Source organism: Streptomyces sp. S.PNR 29 (genome assembly GCF_030386795.1).
GTDB lineage: Bacteria > Actinomycetota > Actinomycetes > Streptomycetales > Streptomycetaceae > Streptomyces.
On record NZ_JANUQM010000009.1, the window covers coordinates 262,492 to 286,656 of the forward strand.

Consider the following 24,165-nt stretch of genomic DNA (forward strand, 5'->3'; position numbering starts at 1 on the left):
TGCCGCCAGGAGCTGGCGATCACCGAGCTCTTCGCCGCCCGGGTCTCGGTCGGCACCGGATTCCAGCAGTACGACATCTGGGGCTGAAACCGCACCCAGGTTGCCGCCCCCGGGATCACCCACACGGTGGGTGGTCGCCCGGCCCGTCTGTGGCGCGCGTCACATCCGCCTCATGTCACGAACGAGGCGGCAGCTTCCATCTCGTGGTCGTCGACAGCGACCGGAGAGAGGCGAAGCGATGAGCGCACAGCACACGACCGACCGGGCGACCACCCACCGTGTGGTGATCCTGGGGGCGGGTTACGCGGGGATGTCCGCGGCCGTCCAGCTCGCGGCCCGGGTCCAGCGGCGCAAGGACGTGCAGGTGACGCTGGTGAACGCGCAGGAGCGGTTCACCGAGCGCATGCGGCTGCACATGACGGCGACCGGGCAGCGGCTCGCCGGGCTGAGCATCCCGGAGCTGCTGGAGGGCACGGGCGCGCGGTTCGTGCGCGGCTGGGTGACGGCGGTGGACGCGGACGCGAGGACGGTACGGATCGACGACGAGCGGGTCCTGCACTACGACACCCTGGTGTACGGGTTGGGCAGCATGGCCGACACGTCGGCGGTGCCGGGTGCCGAGGACCACGCGTACACCCTGAACAGCGCGCAGGACGCCGAGGTACTGGCCGACCGGCTGGCACGGCTCGGCAGCGGCACGGTGGTGGTCGGCGGGAGCGGGCTGACCGGCGTCGAGACGGCCGCGGAGATCGCCGAGCGGCACCCGGAGCTGAACGTCGTGCTGCTGGGCCGGGAGGAACCCGGCGCGGCCATGAACGCGAAGGCCAAGGCGTATCTGCACGCCGCGCTCGGCCGGCTGGGCGTGACGGTGCGCAGCGGGGTCGAGGTGGTGAAGGTGCTGCCCGACGCGGTCGAGCTGGCGGGCGGGGAGAGCGTCGCCGCCGATGTGGTCCTGTGGACCAGCGGCACGCGGACCTCGCCGCTGGCGGCCGCCGCCGGGCTGGCCGTCGACGGGCACGGGCGCATCGTCACCGACACCACGCTGCGGTCGGTGTCCCACCCCGAGGTGTACGCCATCGGCGACGCGGCCGGGATCCGCCAGGGCTACGGCGTCATGCACGGCACCTGTCAGGGCGGCATGCCGACCGGCGTGCACGCCGCGGTGTCGATCGTCCGCGCGCTGAAGGGGAGGCGGCCCAAGCCGTTCCGCTTCGGCTACTACCACACGCCGGTGAGCCTGGGGCGCCACGACGCGGTCGTGCAGTTCACCCGCCCCGACGACAGCCCGCGACGTATTCATCTGACCGGGCGTACGGCGGCCTGGTACAAGGAGACGGTGACTGCCTCGCCCTGGCCGACCTACGGCCGTATGAAGAAGATGCCGGCCTCGGGCGCGTTGTGGCCCCGCGGGGGCCGCTTCACCCGGGTCCGGGACGCGCGGTGACTCCCCTGCCCGCCGACCTCGACCAGAAGGTGTTCCACCAGCACCGGAACCTGCTGTTCTCGGTGGCCTACCGCGTCCTCGGCAGCGCGGCCGATGCCGAGGACGCGGTCCAGGACGCCTGGATCAAGTGGTCGGCTGCCGACCGCTCTCAGGTGGCCGACCCCAAGGCGTACCTGACGCGGATCGTGTCGAATCTGGCGCTGGAACGGCTGCGCTCCACCCGGCACAAGCGGGAGACCTATGTGGGGCCGTGGCTGCCGGAGCCCATCCTCACCAGTGCCGACACCGCCGAGGCCGTCACGGACGCCGAGTCGGTGTCGATGGCGATGCTGGTGGTGCTGGAAACGCTCAGCCCGCTGGAGCGCGCGGTGTTCGTGCTGAAGGAGGTCTTCGGCTTCAGCCATGCCGAGATCGCGGAGGCGGTGGAGCGCTCCGAGGCCGCGGTGCGGCAGGCCGCGCACCGTGCCCGTGAGCATGTGCGGGCCCGGCGGCCCCGTTTCACCGCCGACCGGTCGCGGCGGCGTGAGGTCACCGAGCGGTTCTTCGCCGCCGCGACCGGTGGTGACCTCAACGCCCTGATGGAGCTGCTGTCCCCGGACGTCACCCTGTGGACCGACGGCGGCGGCAAGGTCCGCCAGGCCCTGCGTCCGGTCGTGGGTGCGCAGACGGTGGCCGCCTGGTTCGCGGCCATCGGCACGGTCAGCTACCAGGGCATCGAGCCCGCCGACATGAACGCCGAGCTCGTCGAGATCAACGGCGGCCCGGGCCTGCTGTTCAGCGGGCCGGGCCGCGTGATCGCCACGGTCACCTTCGACTTCGACGCCGACGGTCGCATCACCGCCATCCACAACGTGGCCAACCCGGACAAGCTCCAGGCCGTCGCCGACGGCACCGCTCATGACGTCGGGACGCGGTGAGCGCTCCGGCCGTCGGGGGCCCGCTCACGCGCCGACGTACTCCGCGAGGTGCTCGCCGGTGAGGGTGGAGCGGGCGGTGACCAGGTCGGCAGGGGTGCCCTCGAAGACGATGCGGCCGCCGTCGTGGCCCGCGCCGGGGCCGAGGTCGATGATCCAGTCGGCGTGCGCCATGACCGCTTGGTGGTGCTCGATGACGATGACCGACTTCCCGGAGTCGACGAGCCGGTCGAGGAGGCCGAGCAGTTGTTCGACGTCGGCGAGGTGGAGGCCGGTGGTCGGCTCGTCGAGGACGTAGGTGCCGCCCTTGTCCGCCATGTGCGTGGCCAGCTTGAGCCGCTGCCGCTCGCCGCCGGAGAGGGTGGTGAGCGGCTGGCCGAGACTGAGGTAGCCGAGTCCGACGTCCGCCATCCGGTCGAGGATCTTGTGTGCGGCGGGGGTGCGGGCCTCGCCCGTGCCGAAGAACTCCTCGGCCTCGGTCACCGACATGGCGAGCACCTCGCTGATGTCGCGGCCGCCGAGGCGGTACTCCAGCACCGAGGGCTGGAACCGCTTGCCCTCGCAGTCCTCGCAGGGGGTGTCGACGCCGGCCATCATCCCCAGGTCGACATAGATGACGCCGGCGCCGTTGCAGGTGGGGCAGGCGCCCTCGGAGTTGGCGCTGAACAGCGCCGGCTTGACTCCGTTGGCCTTCGCGAACGCCTTGCGGATCGGGTCGAGCAGTCCGGTGTACGTCGCCGGGTTGCTGCGGCGCGAGCCGCGGATCGGCGATTGGTCCACCGACACCACGCCTTCCGGGGCCGGGATGGAACCGTGGATGAGCGAACTCTTGCCGGACCCTGCGACACCGGTGACGACGCAGAGCACGCCGAGCGGGATGTCGACGTCGACGTTCCGCAGGTTGTTCGCCGTCGCGCCGCGGATCTGGAGCGTTCCGGTGGGCTTGCGCACCGTCTCCCGGAGCCTGGCGCGGTCGTCGAGGTGGCGGCCGGTGACGGTGCCGCTCGCCCGCAACCCCTCGACGGAGCCCTCGAAGCAGACGGTGCCGCCCGCCGTGCCGGCGCCGGGGCCGAGGTCGACGACATGGTCGGCGATCGCGATCGTCTCCGGCTTGTGCTCCACGACGAGCACCGTGTTGCCCTTGTCCCGCAGCCGGAGCAGCAGTTCGTTCATCCGCTGGATGTCATGGGGGTGCAGACCGATGGTGGGCTCGTCGAAGACGTACGTGACGTCGGTGAGCGAGGAGCCGAGGTGCCGGATCATCTTCACGCGCTGCGCCTCGCCGCCCGAGAGCGTGCCCGCCGGACGGTCGAGCGAGAGGTAGCCGAGGCCGATCTCCGTGAAGGAGTCGAGGGTGCGCTGCAGCGCGGTGAGCAACGGCGCCACCGACGGCTCGTCGAGGGCGCGCACCCATGCGGCCAGGTCGCGGATCTCCATCGCGCAGGCGTCGGCGATGCTGATGTTCCTGATCTTCGACGAACGGGCGCCCTCGTTGAGCCGGGTGCCGTCGCACTCGGGGCAGGTGGTGAAGGTGACCGCACGTTCCACGAACGCCCGGATGTGCGGCTGCATCGATTCCTTGTCCTTGGACAGGAACGACTTCTGGATCTTGGGGATCAGGCCCTCGTACGTGAGGTTGATGCCGTTGACCTTGATCCTGGTCGGCTCCCCGTACAGAAAGGCCTGCATCTCCTTCTTCGTGTACTCACGGATCGGCTTGTCCGGGTCGACGAAGCCGGACTGGGCGTAGAGCTGCACGGTCCACTGGCTGTCCGACTTCCAGCCGGGGATGGTGAACGCTCCCTCGGACAGCGACTTGGAGTCGTCGTAGAGCTGGGTGAGATCGATGTCGGAGACCTTGCCCCGGCCCTCGCAGCGGTTGCACATGCCGCCGGTGCGCTCGTAGGTCGCCTTCTCGGCCTTGGTCCTGGCACCGCGCTCGACCGTGATCGCACCGCTCGCCCGGACCGAGGCGGTGTTGAAGGAGTACGCGCTGGGCGGGCCGATGTGCGGCTGTCCGAGTCTGCTGAAGAGGATGCGCAGCATCGCGTTGGTGTCGGTGGCGGTGCCGACCGTGGAGCGGGGGTCGCCGCCCATCCGCTGCTGATCGACGATGATCGCGGTCGTCAGCCCGTCGAGCACGTCCACCTCGGGCCGTGCCAGAGTCGGCATGAAGCCCTGCACGAAGGCGCTGTAGGTCTCGTTGATCAGCCGCTGCGACTCCGCGGCGATCGTGTCGAACACCAGCGAGCTCTTGCCCGAGCCGGAGACGCCGGTGAACACCGTCAGCCGGCGCTTCGGGATCTCGATGCTGACGTCCTTGAGGTTGTTCACGCGCGCGCCGTGCACGCGGATCAGATCGTGACTGTCGGCAACGTGCTGCACGGGCGCTTGCGTGTTCGTCCTCGTGGCCATGCTCTTCCTGTCTCCCTCTCGGTCCGGATCCCGATCCGACCAGCTTCGAACAGCCGTACGTCTGGTGTTGTCCGTCGGCGTGGTGGCTCAGGGCTTGCGGGGCTGGTTGAAGCGCAGCATGTTGCCGGAGGGGTCGCGGAAGGCGCAGTCGCGGACGCCGTACGGCTGGTCGATCGGCTCCTGAAGCACCTCGCCGCCCGCGGCGCGGATGCGTTCGAAGGTGGCGTCGCAGTCGTCGGTCCGGAAGATGACACCGCGCAACAGGCCCTTGGCCAGCAGTTCCCTCATGGCCTGTCTGTCGGCGGGCGAGGCGTTCGGGTCCGCGAGCGGGGGTTCGAGGACGATGTCCACATCGGGCTGCGACGGCGAGCCGACGGTCACCCAGCGCATTCCCTCGAACGCGACGTCGTTGCGCACCTCCATGCCGAGAACGTCCCGGTAGAAGGCGAGCGCCTCATCGTGGTCGTGGACGGCGATGAAGCACTGGGAAAGTCTGATGTCCATGCGCTTCACGCTACGGGCGGGGAACCGGGTTTCGCTTCTCCATTCCTGACCGGTCGCGTGTGGATCCTGGCGACGCAGGGCGGGACCGCGGCGCCCTCGTCATGACGGCGGGCCCGGTACGCGCTCGGGCTCTCGCCGACCAGCTCGGTGAACCGCGAGCTGAACGACCCCAGCGAGGTACAGCCGACCGCGAAGCAGACCTCCGTCACCGTCAGGTCGCCCCGCCGCAGCAGCGCCTTGGCCCGCTCGATCCGGCGCGTCATCAGGTAGCTGTACGGCGTCTCCCCGTAGGCGGCGCGGAAGCTGCGGGAGAAATGGCCCGGCGACATGAGGGCGACGCGCGCCAGCGCCGGGACGTCGAGCGGTTCGGCGTACTCGCGGTCCATCAGGTCACGGGCCCGGCGCAGCCGGACCAGGTCCTCCAACGTCACACGACCACCATCCCACAGCGGCCGGCCGTCCGTTCCCTGTCGCCCGCAGCGCACGCCCGTGATGCGATGGAAGGGTGTCGGGAAGGAGAGAGCGATGATCCCACCGGCAGTACGGCAAGAGCGGACCGCGGCCACGGTCGAGGTCCGGCCCTTGGCCGAGGCGGATCTGGACCGGGCGGACGAGATCTTCCGGGTCGCGTTCGGGACGTTCCTCGGATTTCCCGACCCCAGGACGTTCGTGGAGACGGCCGACTACGTGCGCACCCGCTGGGCGGCCGATCCGCGGGCCGCTTTCGTGGCGACGGTCGAGGGTGAAGTCGTCGCATCGAACTTCGCCGCCAACTGGGGCAGTGTCGGCTACTTCGGCCCGCTGACGGTGCGGCCGGACCTGTGGGGCCAGGGGATCGGCAAGCACCTCATGGAAGCGGTGATGGACTGCTTCGCCGCCTGGGGCAACCGCCACCTCGGGCTGTTCACCTTCGCGCACAGTCCGCAGCACGTGGAGCTCTACCGCCGCTACGGTTTCTGGCCCCGGTTCCTCACGGCCGTCATGAGGAAGCGGGTCGCGGGCGGTGCGGCGGTCCCCGGCCGGACGCTGTACGGCGAACTGCCCGCCGCCGAACGGCCCGGCGCACTGAGCGCGTGCCACGCGCTGACCGGGGCCGTGTACGAGGGGCTGAGCCTGGAGCGCGAGATCGTGGCCACGCACGCGCAGGGAATCGGTGACACCGTTCTGCTCCAGGGAGCCGGATCCGAGCTCGACGGTCTGGCCGTCTGCCACTGTGGAGCCGGGTCGGAGGCCGGGGCGGACGTGTGCTTCGTGAAGTTCGGCGCCGCACGACCCGGACCGGGGGCCGCCGACCGGTTCGAACGGCTGCTTGACGCGTGCGAGCGGCTGGCCGCCGAGCGCGGGCTGGGACAGTTGGACGCCGGGACCAGCCTCGGGCGCCAGGACGCCTACCGCCGCATGGCCGACCGCGGTTTCCGCACCGAGTTGCAGGGCGTGACCATGCACCGGCCCAACGAACCCGGTTACAGCCACCCCGATGCCTATGTGATCGACGACTGGCGCTGAGAAGCCGGCTGAGCGCGTCCGGCGCCCGCGGGGGCGAGCGCCGCACCGTCAGCCGTTCCAGGTCTCGTCGTACGGGTCGTGCGGCGTCGGCACCGGCTTGGCCGCGGTGACGTCGATGAACGGGATGGGGCCGTCGTTGAGCGGGTCCTTGGCCCGCTTCGGGGTGTACGTGCCGGTGATCTCCAGCCAGGTGTCGGGCTGCAGCACCGGCGGGGTCCGGCCGGTCAGGCCGACCTTCACGGGCCGGCCGTCGGCGGCACAGCAGTTGAGGGCGATGCGCACCAGGTAGGGGGCGCCGGTGCGGTCCAGGGCGACGAACCCGGTGAGCTTGATCTGCCGGCCGCGCAGCGAGCGGCCGTGGTCGTAGACGGCGCGGCCCGCGTAGTCGGCGACGCCGAGCCGCAGGGGGCCTTCGGCGGGAAGGTCCGGGAAGCCGAAGGGCTGCTGCAGGGCCGTTCCGGTGTGCATCGCGCTGTACGAGCCGAGGGCCGGCGGGGCGACCAGGATCAGGGCGAAGACGGGGAGGGCGAGAAGCCAGGACACCCGGGGCTCGCGGTGGTCGTGTCCGGCGTGCGCGCGCCGCCACTCGTACCACACCGTCGCCGCCGCGGCCGCGATCAGTACCGCGCCGGACAGCAGGAGCAGCGGCTGCAGGCCCGCCTTGACGTACCGCAGATACAGGTCGGTGAAGCCCGCGTGCAGCAGAGCCGCGCCCAGCAGGAACAGCAGCGCCGCCTGCGCCTGACGGTTCACAGCAGCACCGCCCCGGTCAGCACCGACACGGCGACGCCGAGGGCGAAGGTGGCGGGGGCGAAGCGCAGGGCGAAGCCGCGGCCGAACGTGCCCGCCTGCATGGCGAACAGCTTCAGGTCGACCATCGGCCCGACGACCAGGAACGCCAGCCGGGCCGTCAGCGAGAACTGGGACAGCGAGGCCGCCACGAACGCGTCCGCCTCCGAGCAGATCGACAGCAGGACGGCGAGCACCGCGAGGGCGAGGACCGAGAAGGCGGGGCTGTCGGCCGCGGTGCGCAGCCAGCTCGCCGGGACGACGGACTTCAGGGTCGCCGCCGCCATCGCGCCGACGACCAGGAAACCGCCGGCGTGCATCACGTCGTGCCGCACCGAGCCCCAGAACGCCGCTCCCCTGCTCTGTCCCTCGTACGACGAACGGGCCGGCGGACGCAGCCAGTCGGTGCGGCCGAGCCGCTGCCACAGCCAGCCCATCGCGCACGCCACCAGCAGGCTCGCGACGAAACGGGCGAGGACCATCTCCGGGTCGCCGGGGAAGGCGACGGCGGTCGCCGTCAGCACGATCGGGTTGATCGCCGGGGCGGAGAGGAGGAAGGCGAGTGCGGCGGCCGGGGTGACACCGCGGCGGACCAGCGCCCCGGCCACGGGCACGGACGCGCACTCGCAGCCGGGCAGCACCGCGCCCGCCGCCCCGGCGACCGGCACCGCGAGGGCGGGCCGCTTCGGCAGGGCGCGGGCGAAGAAGGACGGCGGTACGAACACCGCGATGGCCGCGGACAGCAGCACGCCGAGCACCAGGAAGGGCAGGGCCTGGACGACGACCGCGAGGAACACCGTCGTCCAGCTCTGCATCACCGGAGCGGACAGCGCCCGGCGGACCGGGTCCTGGAGCATCACCGCCAGGACGAGCAGGAGGGTGAGGAGGAGGGGGGAGTTGAGGTTGCCCCGCTGCTCCTCCCCCGCGCCCTGGGGGTCCGTGCGCTCGCCGGTCCCCTTCGGGACTGCTTTGGTGACGGCCACGGCGAGGTACCTCCGGTGCGGCAGGGTGCTGGCTTCCCTCCCCTTTCATACGGCGGTGCGCGGGCCCGCGTTCAGTGGTCGCTGGAACCACCCGTCCCGTTGAGGCAGTCTTTGCCCTCGTGGGGAGCGTTCCGAATCAGGGTTCGACAGCCGACCCGTCCGTGTCGGCGCACATGGTGGTGTGCGGCGACGACGGGCTCGCGCACCGGCTGGCGGCCGAACTCAGGGGTGTGTACGGCGAACAGGTCACGCTCGTCGTGCCGCCCTCCGGGCGCCGGGTGCGCCAGCCGGTGGTCGGACGGGCCCGCGCGGCCTCGGCGGCGCTGCTGGACCGGGTGAGCGCGGCCGTCAACCGGACGGCGAGCGGCGGTGAGCCCACCGGCAACGGCAACGGCAACGGCAACGGCCGGATCGTGGAGGCCCCCGAGGCGACCGAGGCCGTGCTCGCCGACGCGGGCGTCGACCGGGCCGCCGCGCTGGCGCTCGTGTACGACGACGACGAGACCAACATCCGCGCCGCCCTCACCGCCCGCCGCCTCAACCCCCGGCTGCGGCTCGTGCTGCGGCTGTACAACCGGCGGTTGGGACAGCACATCGAGGAACTCCTCGACCAGTCGGCCGCGTTGGCCGCCGGTGGCTCCCCCGCCTCGGGGGCCGACGCCTCCACCACCGTGCTGTCCGACGCCGACACCGCCGCCCCCGCGCTGGCCGCGACCGCGCTCGCCGGCACCAGCAAGGTCGTCCAGACGGACGGGCTGCTGCTGCGCGCGGTGGAGCGTCCGCCGCCACGGCCCGGGGAGGTCGCCGACCCGGGGTTGTCCACGCTGGCGCTGCTCTCCGCGACGAGCAACGACCCGGCGGGCGCGGACGGTTCCGAGGGCAGTGGCGAACAGGGGCCGCAGCTGCTGCCCGACGCGGCGGCGGTGGCGGCGGCCACCGGGCGCGGGACGATCGTGCTGGAGCAGGTGTCGTACGCCGGGGCCTCGTCGTCCTCGGGTCTGGGTGCCGGTGTGCCGCCGCTCGCGTCGCTGTTCTCGCGGCGGCTGAGGTGGTCGCTGGCGGGGCTGGTGGCGTGCGTGGCCGGGCTCGCCGTCGCGCTGTCGGTGGTGACCGGGGACCATCTGCTGTACGCCACGTACATCACGCTGCTCGATCTCTTCGCCATCGACGATCCCGCCCTCGGCGAGTCCGCGGGGCGGCAGGTCCTGCAACTGCTGTCCGGACTGGTCGGGTTGCTGCTGCTGCCGGTGCTGCTGGCCGCGGTGCTCGAAGCGCTGGGGACGTTCCGGACCGCGTCGGCGCTGCGGAAGCCGCCGCGGGGGCTGAGCGGGCATGTGGTGCTGCTCGGGCTCGGGAAGATCGGCACGCGGGTGCTGACGCGGCTGCGGGAACTGCACATCCCGGTGGTGTGCGTGGAGGCCGACCCCGAGGCGCGGGGGATGGCGACGGCGCGGCGGCTGCGGGTGCCGGTGGTGCTCGGGGACGTCACGCAGGAGGGCGTCCTGGAGGCCGCCAAGATCCACCGGGCGCATGCGCTGCTGGCGTTGACCAGCGCGGACACGACCAACCTGGAGGCCGTGCTGTACGCGCGGTCCGTGCGGCCCGATCTGCGGGTGGTGCTGCGGCTGTACGACGACGACTTCGCGACCGCCGTGTACCGCACCCTGCGTGCCGCGCACCCCGGCGCGCTCACCCGGAGCCGCAGTGTGTCCCATCTGGCCGCGCCCGCGTTCGCCGGGGCGATGCTGGGGCGGCAGATCCTGGGGGCGCTGCCGGTGGAGCGGCAGGTGTTGCTGTTCGCCGCGGTGGATGTGGCCGGGCATCCGCAGCTGGAGGGGCGGACGGTCGGGGAGGCGTTCCGGCCGGGGGCCTGGCGGGTGCTGGCGCTGGACACGGCGGCTCCGGGTGAGCGGCGGGACGAGCCCGCGGTGGAGGAGGCGTACGAGGAGGGGCGGCGGTCGGGGTTGCTGTGGGACCTGCCCGACACGTACGTCCTGCGGAGCGAGGACCGGGTGGTGCTGGCGGCGACCCGGCGGGGGCTGGCGGAGTTGCTGGGGAGGCGGAGGCGGGAGCCGGCGGGTACTTAGGGGTCCTTTCACCATGCCCGTCCGGGTCGCGCGGGCCGGGCGTTGCGCCGGGGGCGCACAACCCGGCGCTACGGGGTGCCGTCCGCGGCGTGCGGACGGCCTCCTGATCCGCGGACCTACTGCACGGCACCGCCCCCCACATACCTCTCCGCGAAGTCCAGTTCCAGCCGCACCTGCTTGATCCGTTCGTCCACCACCAGGGAGCCGTGGCCCGCGTCGTAGCGGTAGACCTCGTGGACGGCGCCTCTCGCTTCGAGGCGTTTGACGTAGTTCTCGATCTGGCGGATGGGGCAGCGGGGGTCGTTGACGCCGGCGGAGATGTAGACCGGGGCCTTGACCTGGTCGACGTAGGTGAGGGGGGACGATGCCTCGAAGCGCTCCGGGACCTCCTCGGGGGTGCCGCCCAGCAGGGTGCGGTCCATGGCCTTCAGGGCCTCCATCTCGTCGTGGTAGGCCGTGACGTAGTCGGCGACCGGCACGGCGGCGATGCCCACGGTCCACGCGTCCGGCTGGACGCCGAGGCCGAGGAGGGTGAGGTAGCCGCCCCAGGAACCGCCGGTGAGGATCAGGCGGTCGGGGTCGGCGAGGCCGGACGTGATCGCCCATTCCCGTACCGCCGCGATGTCCTCCAGCTCGATCAGGCCGACGCGGTGCTTCAGGGCGTCGGTCCAGGCGCGGCCGTACCCCGTGGAGCCCCGGTAGTTGACCCGCACCACCGCGTACCCGTGGTCGACCCAGGCCGCCGGGCCCGCGGCGAAGGAGTCGCTGTCGTGCCAGGTCGGGCCGCCGTGGATGTCGAAGACGGTGGGGAGGGGGCCGGTCGCTCCGGCCGGCTTCTGCACCAGGGCGTGGATGCGGCCGCCCGGGCCCTGCACCCACACGTCCTCCACGGGCACGGAACCCGGGGACTTCATGCCGGGCGGGTCGAGGACGGCCCGGCCGGTTGTCGAGCGGACCGTGGACGGTTCGGCGGCCGAGGACCAGAGGTACTCCACGCTGCCGTCGGGGCGGGCCGTCGCGCCCGACACCGTGCCTGCCGGGGTCGGGATCCTCACCAGTTCACGGCTCGCCAGGTCGTAGCGGAACAGTTCGCTGCGGGCCTCGAAGCTGTGCGCGATCAGCAGGCCGGTGCCGTCCGGGTACCACTCGGCGCTCACGTCGCCGGGCAGCTCCAGGGCGAGGTCGGTCTCCTCGCCCGAGGCGACGTCCCAGACCAGGGGTTCCCAGCGGCCACGGCGCTGGTGGCCGACGAGCAGGCGGGTGTCGCCGTCGACCGGGGCGAAGCCCAGCACCTCCAGGCCCAGCTCGACCGTGCCGCCCTTGGTGTCGTCGAGTTCGGCGACCGCCGTGCCGTCGGGGCGCAGGACGCGCAGCGCCGAGTGCATCGCGTCGCCGTGCTCGGTGTGCTCGACGGCGATCAGCGAGCCGTCGTGGGAGAGGTCGCCGACGCCCGCCGACTCGCGGTGGCGGTAGATCTCCACGGGGGGCTCGCCCGTGCGCGCGAGGTGGATCGTCGTACCGTCCTCGTCCGTGGAGCGGCCCACGACCGCCGTGCGCCCGTCCCGGCCGAGGGCCAGGCCCGCCGGGTACGACGGGTCGAGGCCCGGCGTCGCGAGCTCGTCCTCACCGCCCGCGAACGGCTGGCGGCGCCAGACGCCGAACTCGTCGCCGTCCTTGTCGTCGAACCACCAGATCCACTCGCCGTCCGGGGAGAGCACGCCGTCCGTCGTGCCGTTGGGCCGGTCGGTGACCTGGCGCTGCTCTCCGGTCGAACGGTCCCAGGCGTACAGCTCGTACGTCCCTGTCGCGTTCGAGACGAACAAGGAGCGGTCCGGTGCGTCCTCCGCCCAGTCGGGCAGCGACACCCGGGGCGCCCGGAAGCGCTTCTCCCAGTCCGGCATCTCCTCGTACTGTCCTCGCTGATCCGGCGAGACGGACCCGTTGCTCTCAGTCATGGCCTCATACTGCCCGCTCGGGCCGACAATGCGCCGCCCAGGTCCCCAGCCTGTGGAAAACTTCGCGTCTGTGCAGGCCAGGGCGGATTGTCAGGGCCGGGGTGCACACTCTCGACATGACCGACACGACCGATCTTCGCAGGACCGTCGAGATTGCCGCCCCCGCGACCGGCTGGCGCGCACGCGCACCGTACCGTTGAGTGCGTGTACCGGTTTCTGCTGACGCCCCGATGGTGGGGGATCAACGTCTTCGTGCTGCTCTCCATCCCCTTCTGCGTCTTCATGGGGTCATGGCAGCTGGGCCGCTTCGAGGACCGGGTGCAGGATCATCGCAACGCGACCGAGCAGGCCGCGACCTACCGCAAGGAGGCGGCCCGCCCGCTGGCGGAGCTGCTGCCGGTGGACAAGGCCACCGTCGGCAAGCAGGTCACCGCGACCGGCCGGTACGGCAAGCAACTCCTCGTGCCCGACCGGGAGCTGGACGGCAAGCAGGGCTACTACGTCCTGACGCTGCTGCGCACCGACTCCGGCAGGGCGCTGCCGGTCGTGCGCGGCTGGCTGCCCGGCAAGCCCGACGCGGCGAAGGCCCCGGCCCCGCCCAGCGGCGAGGTCACCGTCACGGGGGCGTTGCAGGCGTCCGAGACCCCGGGCGACAACGGCGTCAGCGCGCGCGGCGGTCTGCCGGCCGGGCAGACGGCGGCGATCAGCGCGGCGTCGCTGGTGAACCTCGTGCCGTACGACGTGTACGACGCGTGGGTCACGCTCAACCGGGGCGACTCCGGGATGAAGGCCGTGCCGGTGACCGTGGCGACGGGCAGCGGGCTGGATCTGAAGGCGTTCCAGAACCTCGGTTACACCGCCGAGTGGTTCGCCTTCGTCGGCTTCGTGATCTTCATGTGGTTCCGGCTGCTGCGCCGCGAGGTGGAGTTCGTGCGGGACGCGGAGCTGGGGTTGCTCCCCGAGGAGGAGCAGCAACAGCCCAGTCCGTCCGGAGTGTGAGGACGAGGTCCGGGTTCCGCGGGCTCTCAGGAGCCTGCCAGCACACCCGTCCAGTACACGGTCCCCGCGCAGGCGTTGGACACCGTCACCGTGGCCGAAGCCGTCCCCGTCTCCGCCGTGTACGTCACCGCCACGCTGCCGTCGGCCGTGCCGTCCTCCGTGACCAGCTGGGTCGACGTGCCGGTGTCGCCACCGGTGGAGGTGCCGCCGGCGTCGGCGCTGGTGTCCTGGGTCGGCGTCGGGGTGGGTGAGGGGTCGGGTCCGCCGGTGCTGCCGCCGTCGGTGCCGCCGTTGGTGGGGCAGGTCTCGGTGGGCACCCAGGCGAACTTCACGTCGTACGCGGCCCCCGGCTGGAGCACCAGCTGCGCGGCCTCCAGGGACGGGTCGGGCAGTGCGGCCGCCGGGTCCCCGGCCACATGCCGGGCCGTGGCGATCTTGGCGGGGTCCGCCGCGCCCTGGGCGAGCGCACCCACCGTGCCGGGGCTGCTGACCGTGCAGCTCGCGGTGGAGATGTTGGTGACCCGGAAGGAGCCGTAGACCGCGCCGGTGGAGTCGGGCGCGCCGCTGCTCGCGGTGGCCGAGCCGAGCTGGGCCGCCGTGCACACCGGGACGCCGGCCGCGCTGCTGGACGGCGGGTTGGCGCCCGCGCTGACCCCGGTGCCGGGACCGGTGCCCTTGCCCTTGCCCTCCTCCTTGGCGTTGCCCTTGCCCTTGTCCTCGGTCTTGCCCGAGGTGTCGCCAGAGGTGCTCTCGCCGCCGTCCGGGCCCTTGCCCTCGCTCGCCCCGCCCTGGGTCTGCGAGGCCTGTCCGGCGATGGACGGGTTGGCGTCGGAGTCGGCGGAGTTGGAGACGTGCACCAGTGCCGGGACGGCGGTGCCGATGAAGAGGGCGGCGGCCGCCATGCCGACGGCTGCCTGCCGTTTGCGGGCCCGGCGCGCGGGCACCGCCCGCCGCAGGTACTCCAGGGTGCCGTCGCGCGGCTCCACCTCCTGAACCGCCTGGTGGAGCATCGTGCGCAGTGCCAGCTCGTCCGATTCGAGCCCGTTCGGGCTCTGGTCGTCTGGGCCGTGGTTCACAGTTCCGTTCCCAGCGTGCGATTGCTTCGGCTTCTGCCCGTTCAGCCTCGTCGGCTCGCGCCACTCGTACGGCTCGTGCGAGCCGCGCCGCGCATCGTGGCCCTCGCTCATGCCGGCGCCTCCATGGCCACCCGGAGCGCCGCGATGCCGCGCGAGCCGTACGCCTTCACCGAGCCCAGCGATATGCCGAGCGTCTCGGCGACCTGCGCCTCGGTCATGTCCGCGAAGTAGCGCAGGACCAGCACCTCGCGCTGGCGACGCTGCAGGCCCTTCATCGCCTTGATGAGGGAGTCGCGCTCCAGCTGGTCGTACGCGCCTTCCTCCGCGCTCGCCATGTCGGGCATGGGCTTCGACAGCAGCTTCAGGCCGAGGATGCGGCGGCGCAGTGCCGAACGCGAGAGGTTGACGACCGTCTGACGCAGGTACGCCAGCGTCTTCTCCGGGTCGCGGACCCGCTTGCGCGCCGAGTGGACGCGGATGAAGGCCTCCTGGACGACATCCTCACAGGAGGCGGTGTCGTCGAGCAGGAGGGCGGCGAGACCCAGCAGCGACCGGTAGTGGGCGCGGTAGGTCTCGGTGAGGTGGTCGACGGTGGTACCGGCCGCAACGACATCCTCGGCACCGTCGCGCTGATTCGGTATGCGGGCGGGCCGCGCTGCGGGCATGGGCGCGATCACCGGCATGCCACCGGGCGCGCCGGCCATGCGCGGTCGGACCGGCCGACGGGGCGGCCGGAAAGCCGTACCGCGCGTCGCCGCACTGAAGTCGAGTACCTCTGCCACGCCAGTTGGACACGCCTACCCCCGCAAGGGTTGTACGTGCCGGGCGTCACGTTCGGGCCGGTCTTCGCCGACCGTCTACCCGCGTCAGGCAGCACAACCGACGGTGCATCAATTGCCCTCATGCGTCCCGCTCTTCCCCTATGTCCAGATATGAAGGGGCGTCCCCACGCCCGTTCCAGGCGTCCCCACGCCTGTGAAGCGCTCCCACGGCCCTGAAAGGTGACCGCAAAGACGCTCCCCGCCCTCCGCGCGGTTGCGGAGGGCGGGGAGGTAAATCCTCTGACGCCGAAGGGCCGGGTACAAGTGTTCCGTACCGCCGATCGGTTCACATGTCGCACATAGATCCTACAAACGTTTACAGCGCACGCGCGGAGATTTCCGTCACCGGTGCGGACTCAGGACATCTCCGCCGCCACCAGCTCCGCGATCTGCGCGGTGTTGAGAGCCGCGCCCTTGCGCAGGTTGTCGCCGCAGACGAAGAGTTCCAGGGCCGTCGGGTCGTCCAGCGCCCGCCGCACCCGTCCCACCCAGGTCGGGTCGGTGCCGGCCACGTCGGCGGGCGTGGGGAACTCCCCGGCCTCCGGGTTGTCGAACAGCACGACACCGGGCGCCGTGGCGAGGATCTCGCGGGCCTTGTCGACGGTGACCTCGCCCTCGAAGCAGGCGTGCACGGTCAGCGAGTGCGCGGTGACCACGGGCACCCGCACACACGTCACCGCGACCGGCAACGCCGGCAGCCCGAGGATCTTGCGGGACTCGTCCCGCACCTTCATCTCCTCCGAGGACCAGCCGTCGTCCTTCAGCGACCCGGCCCACGGAACGACGTTCAGCGCGACCGGCTCCGGGAACGGCCCCGTGTCGTCCCCCACGGCCCGCCGGAGGTCACCGGGGCTGGTCCCCAGTTCCGTACCGGCCACCAGGGACAGCTGCCGCCGCAGCGTTGCGACGCCGGCCCGGCCCGCCCCGCTCACCGCCTGGTACGAGGAGACCACCAGCCCGCGCAGCCCGAACTCGGCGTGCAGCGCGCCCAGCGCCACGATCATGGACAGCGTCGTGCAGTTGGGGTTGGCGATGATCCCGCGCCGGCGCATCCGTACGGCGTGCGGATTGACCTCGGGCACGACCAGCGGCACCTCCGGGTCCATCCGGAAGGCGCCGGAGTTGTCGACCACCACCACGCCCCGCGCGGCGGCGAGCGGTGCCCAGTGCGCGGACACCTCGTCGGGTACGTCGAACATCGCGACGTCGACCCCGTCGAAGGCCTCCTCCGACAGGGCCACCACCTCGACCTCCTCGCCGCGCACGGCCAGCTTGCGGCCGGCCGAGCGCGGCGAGGCGATCAGTCGGATCTCACCCCAGATGTCCGCGCGCTGGGACAGGATCTGGAGCATGACGGCACCGACGGCCCCGGTCGCTCCCACGACCGCGAGCGTCGGACGCCCGGACCGTCCGGTCCGCCCGGTGCCCGTCATCAGCGGCCGGTGCCTCCGTAGACCACGGCCTCGTCGCTGTCGGAGTCGAGCCCGAAGGCGCTGTGGACGGCACGGACGGCCTCGGGCACGTCGTCGGCCCGGGTGACGACCGAGATGCGGATCTCGGAGGTCGAGATCAGCTCGATGTTCACGCCCGCGTCGCTCAGCGCCTCGAAGAAGGCGGCCGTGACGCCCGGGTTGGTCTTCATCCCCGCGCCGACCAGGGAGATCTTGCCGATCTGGTCGTCGTAGCGCAGCGAGTCGAAGCCGATTCCGGCCTTGTTCTTCTCCAGTGCGTCGATGGCCTTGCGGCCCTCGGTCTTCGGCAGCGTGAAGGAGATGTCCGTCAGGCCCGTGGAGGCGGCGGACACGTTCTGCACGACCATGTCGATGTTGATCTCGGCGTCGGCGATCGTGCGGAAGATCGAGGCCGCCTCGCCCGGCTTGTCCGGCACGCCGACGACCGTGATCTTGGCCTCGGAGGTGTCGTGCGCGACACCGGAGATGATGGCCTGCTCCACCTGCTTGTCCCCTTGGTTGATCGGCTCGCTGCTGACCCACGTGCCCTGCAGCCCGCTGAAGGACGAGCGGACGTGGATCGGGATGTTGTACCGGCGGGCGTACTCCACGCAGCGGTGGAGCAGCACCTTCGACCCGGACGAGGCCAGCTCCAGCATGTCCTCGAAGGAGATCCAGTCGATCTTCCGGGCCTTCTTCACCACGCGCGGGTCGGCGGTGAACACGCCGTCGACGTCGGTGTAGATCTCGCAGACATCGGCGTCCAGGGCGGCGGCCAGGGCCACGGCGGTGGTGTCGGAGCCGCCCCGCCCGAGCGTGGTGATGTCCTTGGTGTCCTGGCTGACACCCTGGAAACCGGCGACGATCGCGATGTTGCCCTCGTCCACCGAGGTGCGGATACGGCCCGGCGTGACGTCGATGATCCGCGCTTTGTTGTGGACCGAGTCGGTGATGACACCTGCCTGGCTGCCGGTGAAGGACTGGGCCTCGTGGCCCAGGTTTTTGATCGCCATGGCCAGCAGGGCCATGGAGATCCGCTCTCCGGCGGTCAGCAGCATGTCGAGCTCGCGCCCGGCAGGGATCGGGGAAACCTGCTCGGCGAGATCGATCAGCTCGTCCGTCGTGTCGCCCATCGCGGAAACCACGGCCACCACCTGGTTGCCGTTCTTCTTCGCTTCCACGATCCGCTTGGCGACGCGCTTGATGCCCTCGGCATCGGCTACGGAGGAGCCTCCGTACTTCTGCACGACAAGGCCCACGTGCGCTCCTCGCTCAGTCCGTCTCTTTCCGCACGTACGTATATGTACTGCGGTCGGCTCAGTCTAACGAGCGTCCGAAAATCCCTTCTGTGGTATCGCATGGTGAGATTTCCGGGCTGCTCGTTCAGAGCTGCTCATGCCCAAGCAGCCGCACGCCACTCGAAAAAGTGCTTCGCATCACAAACGGCACCTCAGTGTGGGCTGTGAATTAAGTTTCAAGCACTAGGGTTCGGGGCTGTGCGCGTACTTCTCGTGGAAGACGATGAGCCGGTCGCCGAGTCGCTCCGCCGTGGCCTCAGGCGCTACGGATTCGAGGTGGACTGGGTCACCACGGGCGCGGCCGCGCTGGCCCACCCGGACCCGTACGACGTCGTCCTGCTCGACCTCGGCCTGCCGGACACCGACGGCCTCGACGTGTGCAAGGAGCTGCGGGAGCGCGGCGACGTGCCGATCATCGTGATCAGCGCCCGCAGCGACGAGACGGACCGGGTGGTGGGCCTGGAACTCGGCGCCGACGACTACGTCTCCAAGCCGTTCGGCGTCCGGGAGGTCATCGCGCGCATCCGGGCGGTCATGCGGCGCGTCCAGCCGCGTACCGAGGTCTCCGGGACCGGCCCCGACCGCTACGGCCCCCGCCTGACGATCGACCGCAAGGCCGCCCGGGTCCGCCTGGACGGTGAGGAGGTCGCCCTCGCGCCGAAGGAGTACGACCTGCTGGCCTTCCTCACCGAGGAGCCCGGGGCGCTGATGTCGCGGGAGCAGATCATGGAGGCGGTGTGGGACGCGAACTGGTTCGGGCCGACCAAGACGCTGGACGTGCACGTGGCGGCGCTGCGCCGGAAGCTGAAGGGCGCGATCACCATCGAGGCGGTGCGCGGGGTGGGCTTCCGGCTGGAGGTCGACGGTGACGGAGCAAGCAGTGGTGGCGGCGCGTCGTGAACCGCCAGCTCATCCGCAGCTACATCCTGCTCGTCGCGATCGCCATCGCCCTGTTCACCGTGCCGGTGGCGTTCACGCTGACCAAGCAGCTGCGTGACGACACCAAGGAGTCGGTCCTGCGCGAGGCCAAGACCATGGCCCTGCTGCTGGGCGACGGTACGACGGCTTCCTGCCAGGCGCTGGACAAGATGGCCGGCGCCTACGGCGACGAGACGCCCGGCGAGGTGCAGGTGACCGGCCCGCCGGACTGCGCGGCGCATCTGCGCGGACCGTCCCGGGACGCGGCCCTGACCGAGGCCGTGCGGGACGGGAAGGCCACGACCGACTGGGGCTCGGACTTCATCTGGGGGCGCCACCTGGTGATCACGGTCCCCGCCTCGAAGGGCGACGAGGTCGTCGGCGCCGTACGGATCGTGTACTCGACCGACCAGCTCACCCGCCGGCTGTGGACGATCTGGGGCTTCCGGGCGGGGCTGGCCGTCGCCGTCCTGGCGGCCGCGGCCGGGCTCGGCGCGATCGTCGCCCGCCGGCTGACCCGGCCCCTGCGCCAGCTCAACGAGATGGCCAGCAGGTTCAGCGACGGCGACCTGACCGCCCGTTCGCCGGTGGAGGGGCCGCCGGAGACCCAGACGCTGGCCCGCACGCTCAACCAGGCCGGCGAACGCCTCGACACGCTGATCGCGTCGCAGCGCATCTTCGTGGCGGACGCCTCGCACCAGCTCCGCACTCCCCTCACGGCCCTGCGGCTGTCGCTGGACAACATCGCGGACGGCGTGGACGACGAGTTCGTACGGGAGGACGTGGAGCAGGCCACCGCCGAGGTCGTGCGGATGAGCCGCCTGGTCAACGGACTGCTGGTGCTGGCGCGGGCGGAGGCGAGGGTGACGGCCACGGAGCCGTTGCCGCTGTGGGACATCGTCAAGGAACGGCTCGCGGTGTGGAGGCCGGCCGCCGACGAGCGCGGAGTCACCATCGCGCTCAGGGGGAGTGCCGACGGCCGGCTGCTGGTGCTGGCCAGTCCCGGTCACCTGGACCAGGTCCTGGACAACGTGCTGTCCAACGCCCTGGAGGTCTCACCGGACGGCGGGACGATCACCGTCCGGGTCGAGCCGCGGGGCGACGAGGTGCGGATCGCGGTGCTGGACGAGGGGCCCGGCATGTCGGACGCCGAGAAGTCCCGCGCCTTCGACCGCTTCTGGCGCGGCCAGGGCCTGACCGGGAGGGCCGGCTCCGGCCTCGGCCTCACCATCGTCAGGCAGCTCGTGGCGGACGACGGCGGGACCGTGACCCTGACGGACGCTCCCGGGGGCGGACTGTGCGTGACGACCACGCTCCGCGCCGGCTGACGGTCAGCCCTCCGGCATCTTGGAGGAGTGGTGGTTGACGATCAGCCACTTGCCGTCCCGCTGCTTCTCCCAGGCGTAGGTGTAGCGGGCCTTGACGGTGCTCTTCGCGCCCGTGGCGTGGTCGGTGAGGGCGAACTCGTAGACGCCGGTGTCGATGACGCTGTCCTCGTCGAGGACGTTGACGATCGACTCGATCTTCGTGCCGTACGGCTTGTTCTGCAGGAAGTGCTCGAAGTAGTCGACGATCTCGGCTCTGTCGGTCCTGACGTTGTTGGAGACGGTGGGCAGCAGGACCGCGTCCGCCGCGTACAGGTCGGCCACCTTCTCCGGGTCGCCGGTCTGCAGCGCGGCGTTCCACTCGTCGAACAGGCCGAGGACCTGGGCCTCGGTCGCCATCTTCGCGGACGGCTTCGGGGACTTGCCGGCGAAGTCGGCTCCGGCGACCCCGACACCGGCGGCGAAGGTACCGAGGGCGGTGACGGACACCGCGGTGACGAGTGCCGCGCGCTTGCCTATGGAACGACGGGTCATCGCAACTCCAGTGCTTCGAGGGGGTTTTTCGCCTCCGCGTTCTCTGCGGTGGAAGTGACTCCAGCTTCGCGTGGCACCGGTTAGGGGTTGTGCAGCGCACGTACAGGGGACGGACACGCTCCGTCTTCAGGCCGCGCTCACCGTGCAGCCACAGCTCAGGGCGTTGTTGCACGCACAGCCTCTGCAGCCAGGCAACAATCTCGCTGTGATTGCCGTCGGGTACCGGCTTGACCACGACCTTTCCGTTGATGAACTCCAGCCGCACGGTCTCCGGGGCATGGCGTTCCAGCTCCTCGAACTCCTCGACGGACATCTGCGGCCGGTCCTCGGTCCTGGGGGTCATGGCGTCGCCTCCTCGACTCCATGGTGCCCTGACCGGCGCGTCCTGCACGCTCACAGCAGCCCTGCCGCGCGGCGGAGTGCGTTGACGCGGTCGGTGACGTCGATGACCTCGTCCGCCCCGGGCAGGCCGCCACCGGAGCGCTGGCCGGGCAGAAATGTCTCCGGTACGTATCCGGGCACCGGTCCTTCCGCCTCGACCGCCGCCAGGCACTCGCCGCACAGCCCGCCGACGATCTTCGTCGTGCGCTCGTCCGCGTCGCACAGGCCGCACGCCATGATCACCCGGCTCACGCGGGCCCGCCTGGCGGCCTTCTGCCGGATCTTCGCCTTCTTCGGAGGCATCTTCTTCTCCAATCGATTGCGGGCGAGTCCGCCCGGGTTGGTGACGTCGGGCGGGAGGCCGTCCGTCAGGGCCCTGCTGATGTCGCCGGGGGTCGCGCCGCGGTTCAGCCACTCGGCGGCGAGGTGTTCGAGGGAGCGGCAGTCGCTGTCGGACAGCGACATACGGGCGTCGGCGCGACGGACTTCGGCCAGGGCCTCGTACGCGGTGCTGGGCTCGTCGACGGGCTCGTCCACCGGCTCGACCTGCTCCGCCCGCTCGGGCTCCGGAGCCGGTTCCTCGGCCTGCTCGACACGGGCCAGGCCCGGCATGTAGTCCTCGGTCACGTCCTTGCCGTGCCGCTCCCGCGCGAAGTCCTCCCACCACTCGGCCGACCTGCGCGTACGCGACCAGTACGTTCGTGTGACCCACCGCATCGAGTTGTCCTCGACGGTGATGTGCTCCTTGATCCAGCGCAGGTGGCCGGCAAGGGTGATCCGGCCCAGTGAGGTGCGCACGGCCTGCTGGCCGTAGCGGGGATGCTCCGCCGCGATCGCCTTGTAGCCCATCGCATGGCCGTCTTCGAGGTGGTCGACGAAGACGGCGATCTCGCGGTCGCGGGGGCTCAGGTGTGCGAAGTCCGGGTCGGCGTGCGGGTCTTCGTCACCCGCAGAGCGTTTGCCGTAACCCGTTTTGGCCATCGGGTGGGACGGGGACGGCAGGGCGGGGCTAAGGTAGGCGGAAGCCACCATCGAAGGCTCGATTCGATGAGTAGGTCTAGGCCCCGGAGCCGGTGTTGGCGCACCGACCGGGGCCGATCTGTTGCCGCGAACCTAGAGCGGCTTTACGTTCCGAAGCAAGCCGATCACGGAACGTCACCCTTTCGAGGTACGCCACCTCAACTCACGTGCAGACTTGGTGGGTTGGGTTGGATTTCAACCAAACCAAAACCCAGAAACCCACTGGAAGAGCTCGAAGCCCGAGGCTCAAGCTCCGGGCTGAACTGCGGAAACGAAGGCCGCCCAGGCGGGGGCGGTGAGGTGGAGTTCGGGGCCCGCAGGGTTCTTGGAGTCACGGACGTGGATGCTGGTGGAGAACGCCACTTCGACGCAGGCGCCGCCCTCGTTGTCGCTGTGGCTCGACTTGAACCACGTGAGCTGGTCACTCATGGCTGATCCACCATCCGCTCGACGAAACGGGCCGACTCAGCAGGACTGAGGGCCTGCGCTCGGATCATGCTAAGCCGGTCGGTCACTCGGCTGACAACCTCTGGATCGGCCGAAAGTTCGCTGGCGAACGGGCCTTCATTGAAGGCGAACCGCTCGTGGTCACGAGTCTCCAGCAGCACCATCGGCCCCATGAGCGCGTCACTGAAGGCACGCTCAAAGGGCAGCACCTGCAACGCGACGTTTCGCAACCGAGACGCCTCCAACAGGCGGTGCAGCTGTTTGACATCCGTCTGAGGGCTACGGAGCACGGCTTCGTACAGTACGAAGCTGAAGGCGACCGTCGGCTTCTGCTGTACGAGGAGGGCCTGCCTCTCCATTCGTGCCGCGATCCGCTCCTCCACAGTCTCCTGGTCCAGAGCCGGAATGCGGTTCTCGATCAGCGCCCGCGCATAGCTCTCGGTCTGCAACAAGCCAGGGATCAAAGAGGCTTCGTACCACCAGAGACTGATCGCCTCCCGCTCCCGAGCCATGAAGTCCTGCGCCCGTACAGGGAACTTCTCCCTCTGCAGGTACTCCTTCGCCGCGCTCAGCAGCCCCTCCGCCCGGCACAGCTCATCCGCCACGTCGAGCGCCCGCGGCGTCGGCATCCGCACCCCCTGCTCCATCGACTTGATGGTGTCCGGGGAGTAGTTGGACGCGGCGGCCAGTTGCTCGCGGCTGACGTTCGCCTTCGTGCGCCAGCGCTTCATCTGGTTGCCGCTGTATCGCCACATGGCAGGCGGCTGGGAGTTGGAGTTGTACGGGCCCGACACAGTGCGCACCTCCGACAGATACACCCCGGCGTGTATCACCTCAGTCACTACCGAGCGTAGCCACACGGGCGCCACCGTGTGACCATGACGAGAGCAATTCACCGCCCCGACTGGGTCCCGGCCGCAGGCCACCAACTCCACGTCGCCGGCGTTCACTTCGACGCCGTAAGAATCGAAGGGCTGCGGGGGGAACTGGTCGCCGACTGGCTCATCGAGGCGACCGACGAGGACGCGGGGCCGATCGTGTGCGAGGCGAGCCGTTCCCGGTGGGTGTACTTCCTGCTCGCGCCGGGTGAGGTGCGCAGGCACCGCTGGCCCCTCGGCGTGCAGCAGTTCGGCGGCAGGGACGTGCATACCGTCACCTACATCGGGATCCCGGCTCTTGAGGGGAACACCTGGCCGCTGCGCTGGTACAGCGAACCGACGCCGACGGCCCCGTACGTGGCGGCCGCGCGCCTGCGGAAACTCCTTTGACGGCCCTCGGCCCCGCCGTTACCGTCCGCC

General features: G+C 70.9%; 22 protein-coding genes and 1 pseudogene. 8 read left to right on the plus strand and 15 right to left on the minus strand.

The features are described from left to right. The first annotated feature begins 238 nt into the window (after window positions 1-238). Together NW895_RS24660 and NW895_RS24665 are read left to right on the plus strand one after the other, a co-directional pair. Window positions 239-1,444: an FAD-dependent oxidoreductase gene (locus NW895_RS24660; RefSeq protein ID WP_289938102.1), complete on the plus strand. Its 1,206-nt coding sequence runs from the start codon at window positions 239-241 to the stop codon at window positions 1,442-1,444. Then, on the plus strand, window positions 1,441-2,361 hold the full coding sequence (locus NW895_RS24665; RefSeq protein WP_289938103.1) for an RNA polymerase sigma-70 factor: 921 nt from the start codon (window positions 1,441-1,443) through the stop codon (window positions 2,359-2,361). The genes NW895_RS24660 and NW895_RS24665 overlap by 4 nt, the downstream gene beginning before the upstream one ends. Before the next feature lie 24 nt (window positions 2,362-2,385). On the opposite strand, the gene NW895_RS24670 is transcribed toward NW895_RS24665, so the two are convergent. The 3 genes from NW895_RS24670 to NW895_RS24680 form a co-directional block, all read right to left on the minus strand. Then, complete coding sequence (locus NW895_RS24670; protein ID WP_289938104.1) at window positions 2,386-4,773, minus strand: excinuclease ABC subunit UvrA; 2,388 nt, start codon at window positions 4,771-4,773, stop codon at window positions 2,386-2,388. Between the two features lie 87 nt (window positions 4,774-4,860). Beyond that, window positions 4,861-5,277: a VOC family protein gene (locus NW895_RS24675; RefSeq protein ID WP_289938105.1), complete on the minus strand. Its 417-nt coding sequence runs from the start codon at window positions 5,275-5,277 to the stop codon at window positions 4,861-4,863. A gap of 5 nt (window positions 5,278-5,282) precedes the next feature. Further along, on the minus strand, window positions 5,283-5,708 hold the full coding sequence (locus NW895_RS24680; RefSeq protein WP_289938107.1) for a helix-turn-helix transcriptional regulator: 426 nt from the start codon (window positions 5,706-5,708) through the stop codon (window positions 5,283-5,285). 94 nt (window positions 5,709-5,802) lie between these two features. Here NW895_RS24680 and NW895_RS24685 point away from each other — a divergent pair, with 94 nt between their 5' ends. Further along, window positions 5,803-6,783, plus strand: a complete 981-nt coding sequence (locus NW895_RS24685; RefSeq protein WP_289938108.1) for a GNAT family N-acetyltransferase — start codon at window positions 5,803-5,805, stop codon at window positions 6,781-6,783. 48 nt (window positions 6,784-6,831) lie between these two features. Here the strand turns inward: NW895_RS24685 and NW895_RS24690 are convergent, their stop codons facing one another. Together NW895_RS24690 and NW895_RS24695 are read right to left on the minus strand one after the other, a co-directional pair. Next, complete coding sequence (locus NW895_RS24690; RefSeq protein WP_289938110.1) at window positions 6,832-7,536, minus strand: TIGR03943 family protein; 705 nt, start codon at window positions 7,534-7,536, stop codon at window positions 6,832-6,834. Then, window positions 7,533-8,555 carry a permease gene (locus tag NW895_RS24695; RefSeq protein ID WP_289938111.1) on the minus strand — a complete coding sequence of 341 codons (1,023 nt, stop codon included), beginning with the start codon at window positions 8,553-8,555 and terminating at the stop codon, window positions 7,533-7,535. Before NW895_RS24695 ends, NW895_RS24690 begins: the two co-directional genes overlap by 4 nt. A 173-nt stretch (window positions 8,556-8,728) precedes the next feature. On the opposite strand from NW895_RS24695, the gene NW895_RS24700 reads away from it, so the two are divergent. Beyond that, window positions 8,729-10,642 (plus strand): NAD-binding protein, encoded by a 1,914-nt coding sequence (locus tag NW895_RS24700; protein ID WP_289938323.1) that lies wholly within the window; start codon window positions 8,729-8,731, stop codon window positions 10,640-10,642. Between the two features lie 116 nt (window positions 10,643-10,758). On the opposite strand, the gene NW895_RS24705 is transcribed toward NW895_RS24700, so the two are convergent. After that, on the minus strand, window positions 10,759-12,597 hold the full coding sequence (locus NW895_RS24705) for a prolyl oligopeptidase family serine peptidase (RefSeq protein ID WP_289938113.1): 1,839 nt from the start codon (window positions 12,595-12,597) through the stop codon (window positions 10,759-10,761). Between the two features lie 204 nt (window positions 12,598-12,801). Here NW895_RS24705 and NW895_RS24710 point away from each other — a divergent pair, with 204 nt between their 5' ends. Beyond that, on the plus strand, window positions 12,802-13,596 hold the full coding sequence (locus NW895_RS24710) for an SURF1 family protein (protein WP_289938114.1): 795 nt from the start codon (window positions 12,802-12,804) through the stop codon (window positions 13,594-13,596). Between the two features lie 26 nt (window positions 13,597-13,622). On the opposite strand, the gene NW895_RS24715 is transcribed toward NW895_RS24710, so the two are convergent. From NW895_RS24715 to NW895_RS24730, 4 genes are all read right to left on the minus strand, one after another. Then, entirely contained in the window at window positions 13,623-14,783 is a 1,161-nt protein-coding gene (locus tag NW895_RS24715) for a hypothetical protein (RefSeq protein ID WP_289938115.1), read from the minus strand. After that, a complete protein-coding gene (locus tag NW895_RS24720) occupies window positions 14,780-15,355 on the minus strand; it encodes a SigE family RNA polymerase sigma factor (protein WP_289938324.1) in 576 nt (191 codons plus the stop codon). The genes NW895_RS24715 and NW895_RS24720 overlap by 4 nt, the downstream gene beginning before the upstream one ends. Window positions 15,356-15,849: 494 nt before the next feature. Beyond that, a complete protein-coding gene (locus tag NW895_RS24725) occupies window positions 15,850-16,926 on the minus strand; it encodes an aspartate-semialdehyde dehydrogenase (protein ID WP_289938116.1) in 1,077 nt (358 codons plus the stop codon). After that, entirely contained in the window at window positions 16,926-18,203 is a 1,278-nt protein-coding gene (locus NW895_RS24730) for an aspartate kinase (RefSeq protein WP_289938117.1), read from the minus strand. Before NW895_RS24730 ends, NW895_RS24725 begins: the two co-directional genes overlap by 1 nt. 237 nt (window positions 18,204-18,440) lie before the next feature. Here NW895_RS24730 and NW895_RS24735 point away from each other — a divergent pair, with 237 nt between their 5' ends. Both NW895_RS24735 and NW895_RS24740 read left to right on the plus strand, forming a co-directional pair. Then, window positions 18,441-19,142, plus strand: a complete 702-nt coding sequence (locus NW895_RS24735) for a response regulator transcription factor (protein WP_289938118.1) — start codon at window positions 18,441-18,443, stop codon at window positions 19,140-19,142. Then, entirely contained in the window at window positions 19,139-20,488 is a 1,350-nt protein-coding gene (locus NW895_RS24740; RefSeq protein WP_289938119.1) for a HAMP domain-containing sensor histidine kinase, read from the plus strand. The genes NW895_RS24735 and NW895_RS24740 overlap by 4 nt, the downstream gene beginning before the upstream one ends. A 3-nt stretch (window positions 20,489-20,491) precedes the next feature. Here NW895_RS24740 and NW895_RS24745 read toward each other — a convergent pair whose 3' ends face one another. The 5 genes and pseudogenes from NW895_RS24745 to NW895_RS24765 all read right to left on the minus strand — a co-directional run bounded on the left by NW895_RS24745 (window position 20,492) and on the right by NW895_RS24765 (window position 23,622). After that, window positions 20,492-21,019 carry an SgcJ/EcaC family oxidoreductase gene (locus tag NW895_RS24745; RefSeq protein ID WP_289938120.1) on the minus strand — a complete coding sequence of 176 codons (528 nt, stop codon included), beginning with the start codon at window positions 21,017-21,019 and terminating at the stop codon, window positions 20,492-20,494. Between the two features lie 118 nt (window positions 21,020-21,137). Further along, window positions 21,138-21,362: pseudogene (locus NW895_RS24750) on the minus strand (Uma2 family endonuclease); the annotation flags it as partial. A gap of 50 nt (window positions 21,363-21,412) precedes the next feature. After that, a complete protein-coding gene (locus tag NW895_RS24755; protein ID WP_289938122.1) occupies window positions 21,413-22,381 on the minus strand; it encodes a hypothetical protein in 969 nt (322 codons plus the stop codon). Window positions 22,382-22,666: 285 nt separating this feature from the next. Beyond that, window positions 22,667-22,849, minus strand: a complete 183-nt coding sequence (locus tag NW895_RS24760; protein WP_289938125.1) for a DUF397 domain-containing protein — start codon at window positions 22,847-22,849, stop codon at window positions 22,667-22,669. After that, on the minus strand, window positions 22,846-23,622 hold the full coding sequence (locus tag NW895_RS24765; RefSeq protein WP_289938325.1) for a helix-turn-helix transcriptional regulator: 777 nt from the start codon (window positions 23,620-23,622) through the stop codon (window positions 22,846-22,848). The genes NW895_RS24760 and NW895_RS24765 overlap by 4 nt, the downstream gene beginning before the upstream one ends. 117 nt (window positions 23,623-23,739) lie before the next feature. On the opposite strand from NW895_RS24765, the gene NW895_RS24770 reads away from it, so the two are divergent. Next, a complete protein-coding gene (locus NW895_RS24770) occupies window positions 23,740-24,135 on the plus strand; it encodes a hypothetical protein (protein ID WP_289938127.1) in 396 nt (131 codons plus the stop codon). Window positions 24,136-24,165: the final 30 nt, after the last annotated feature.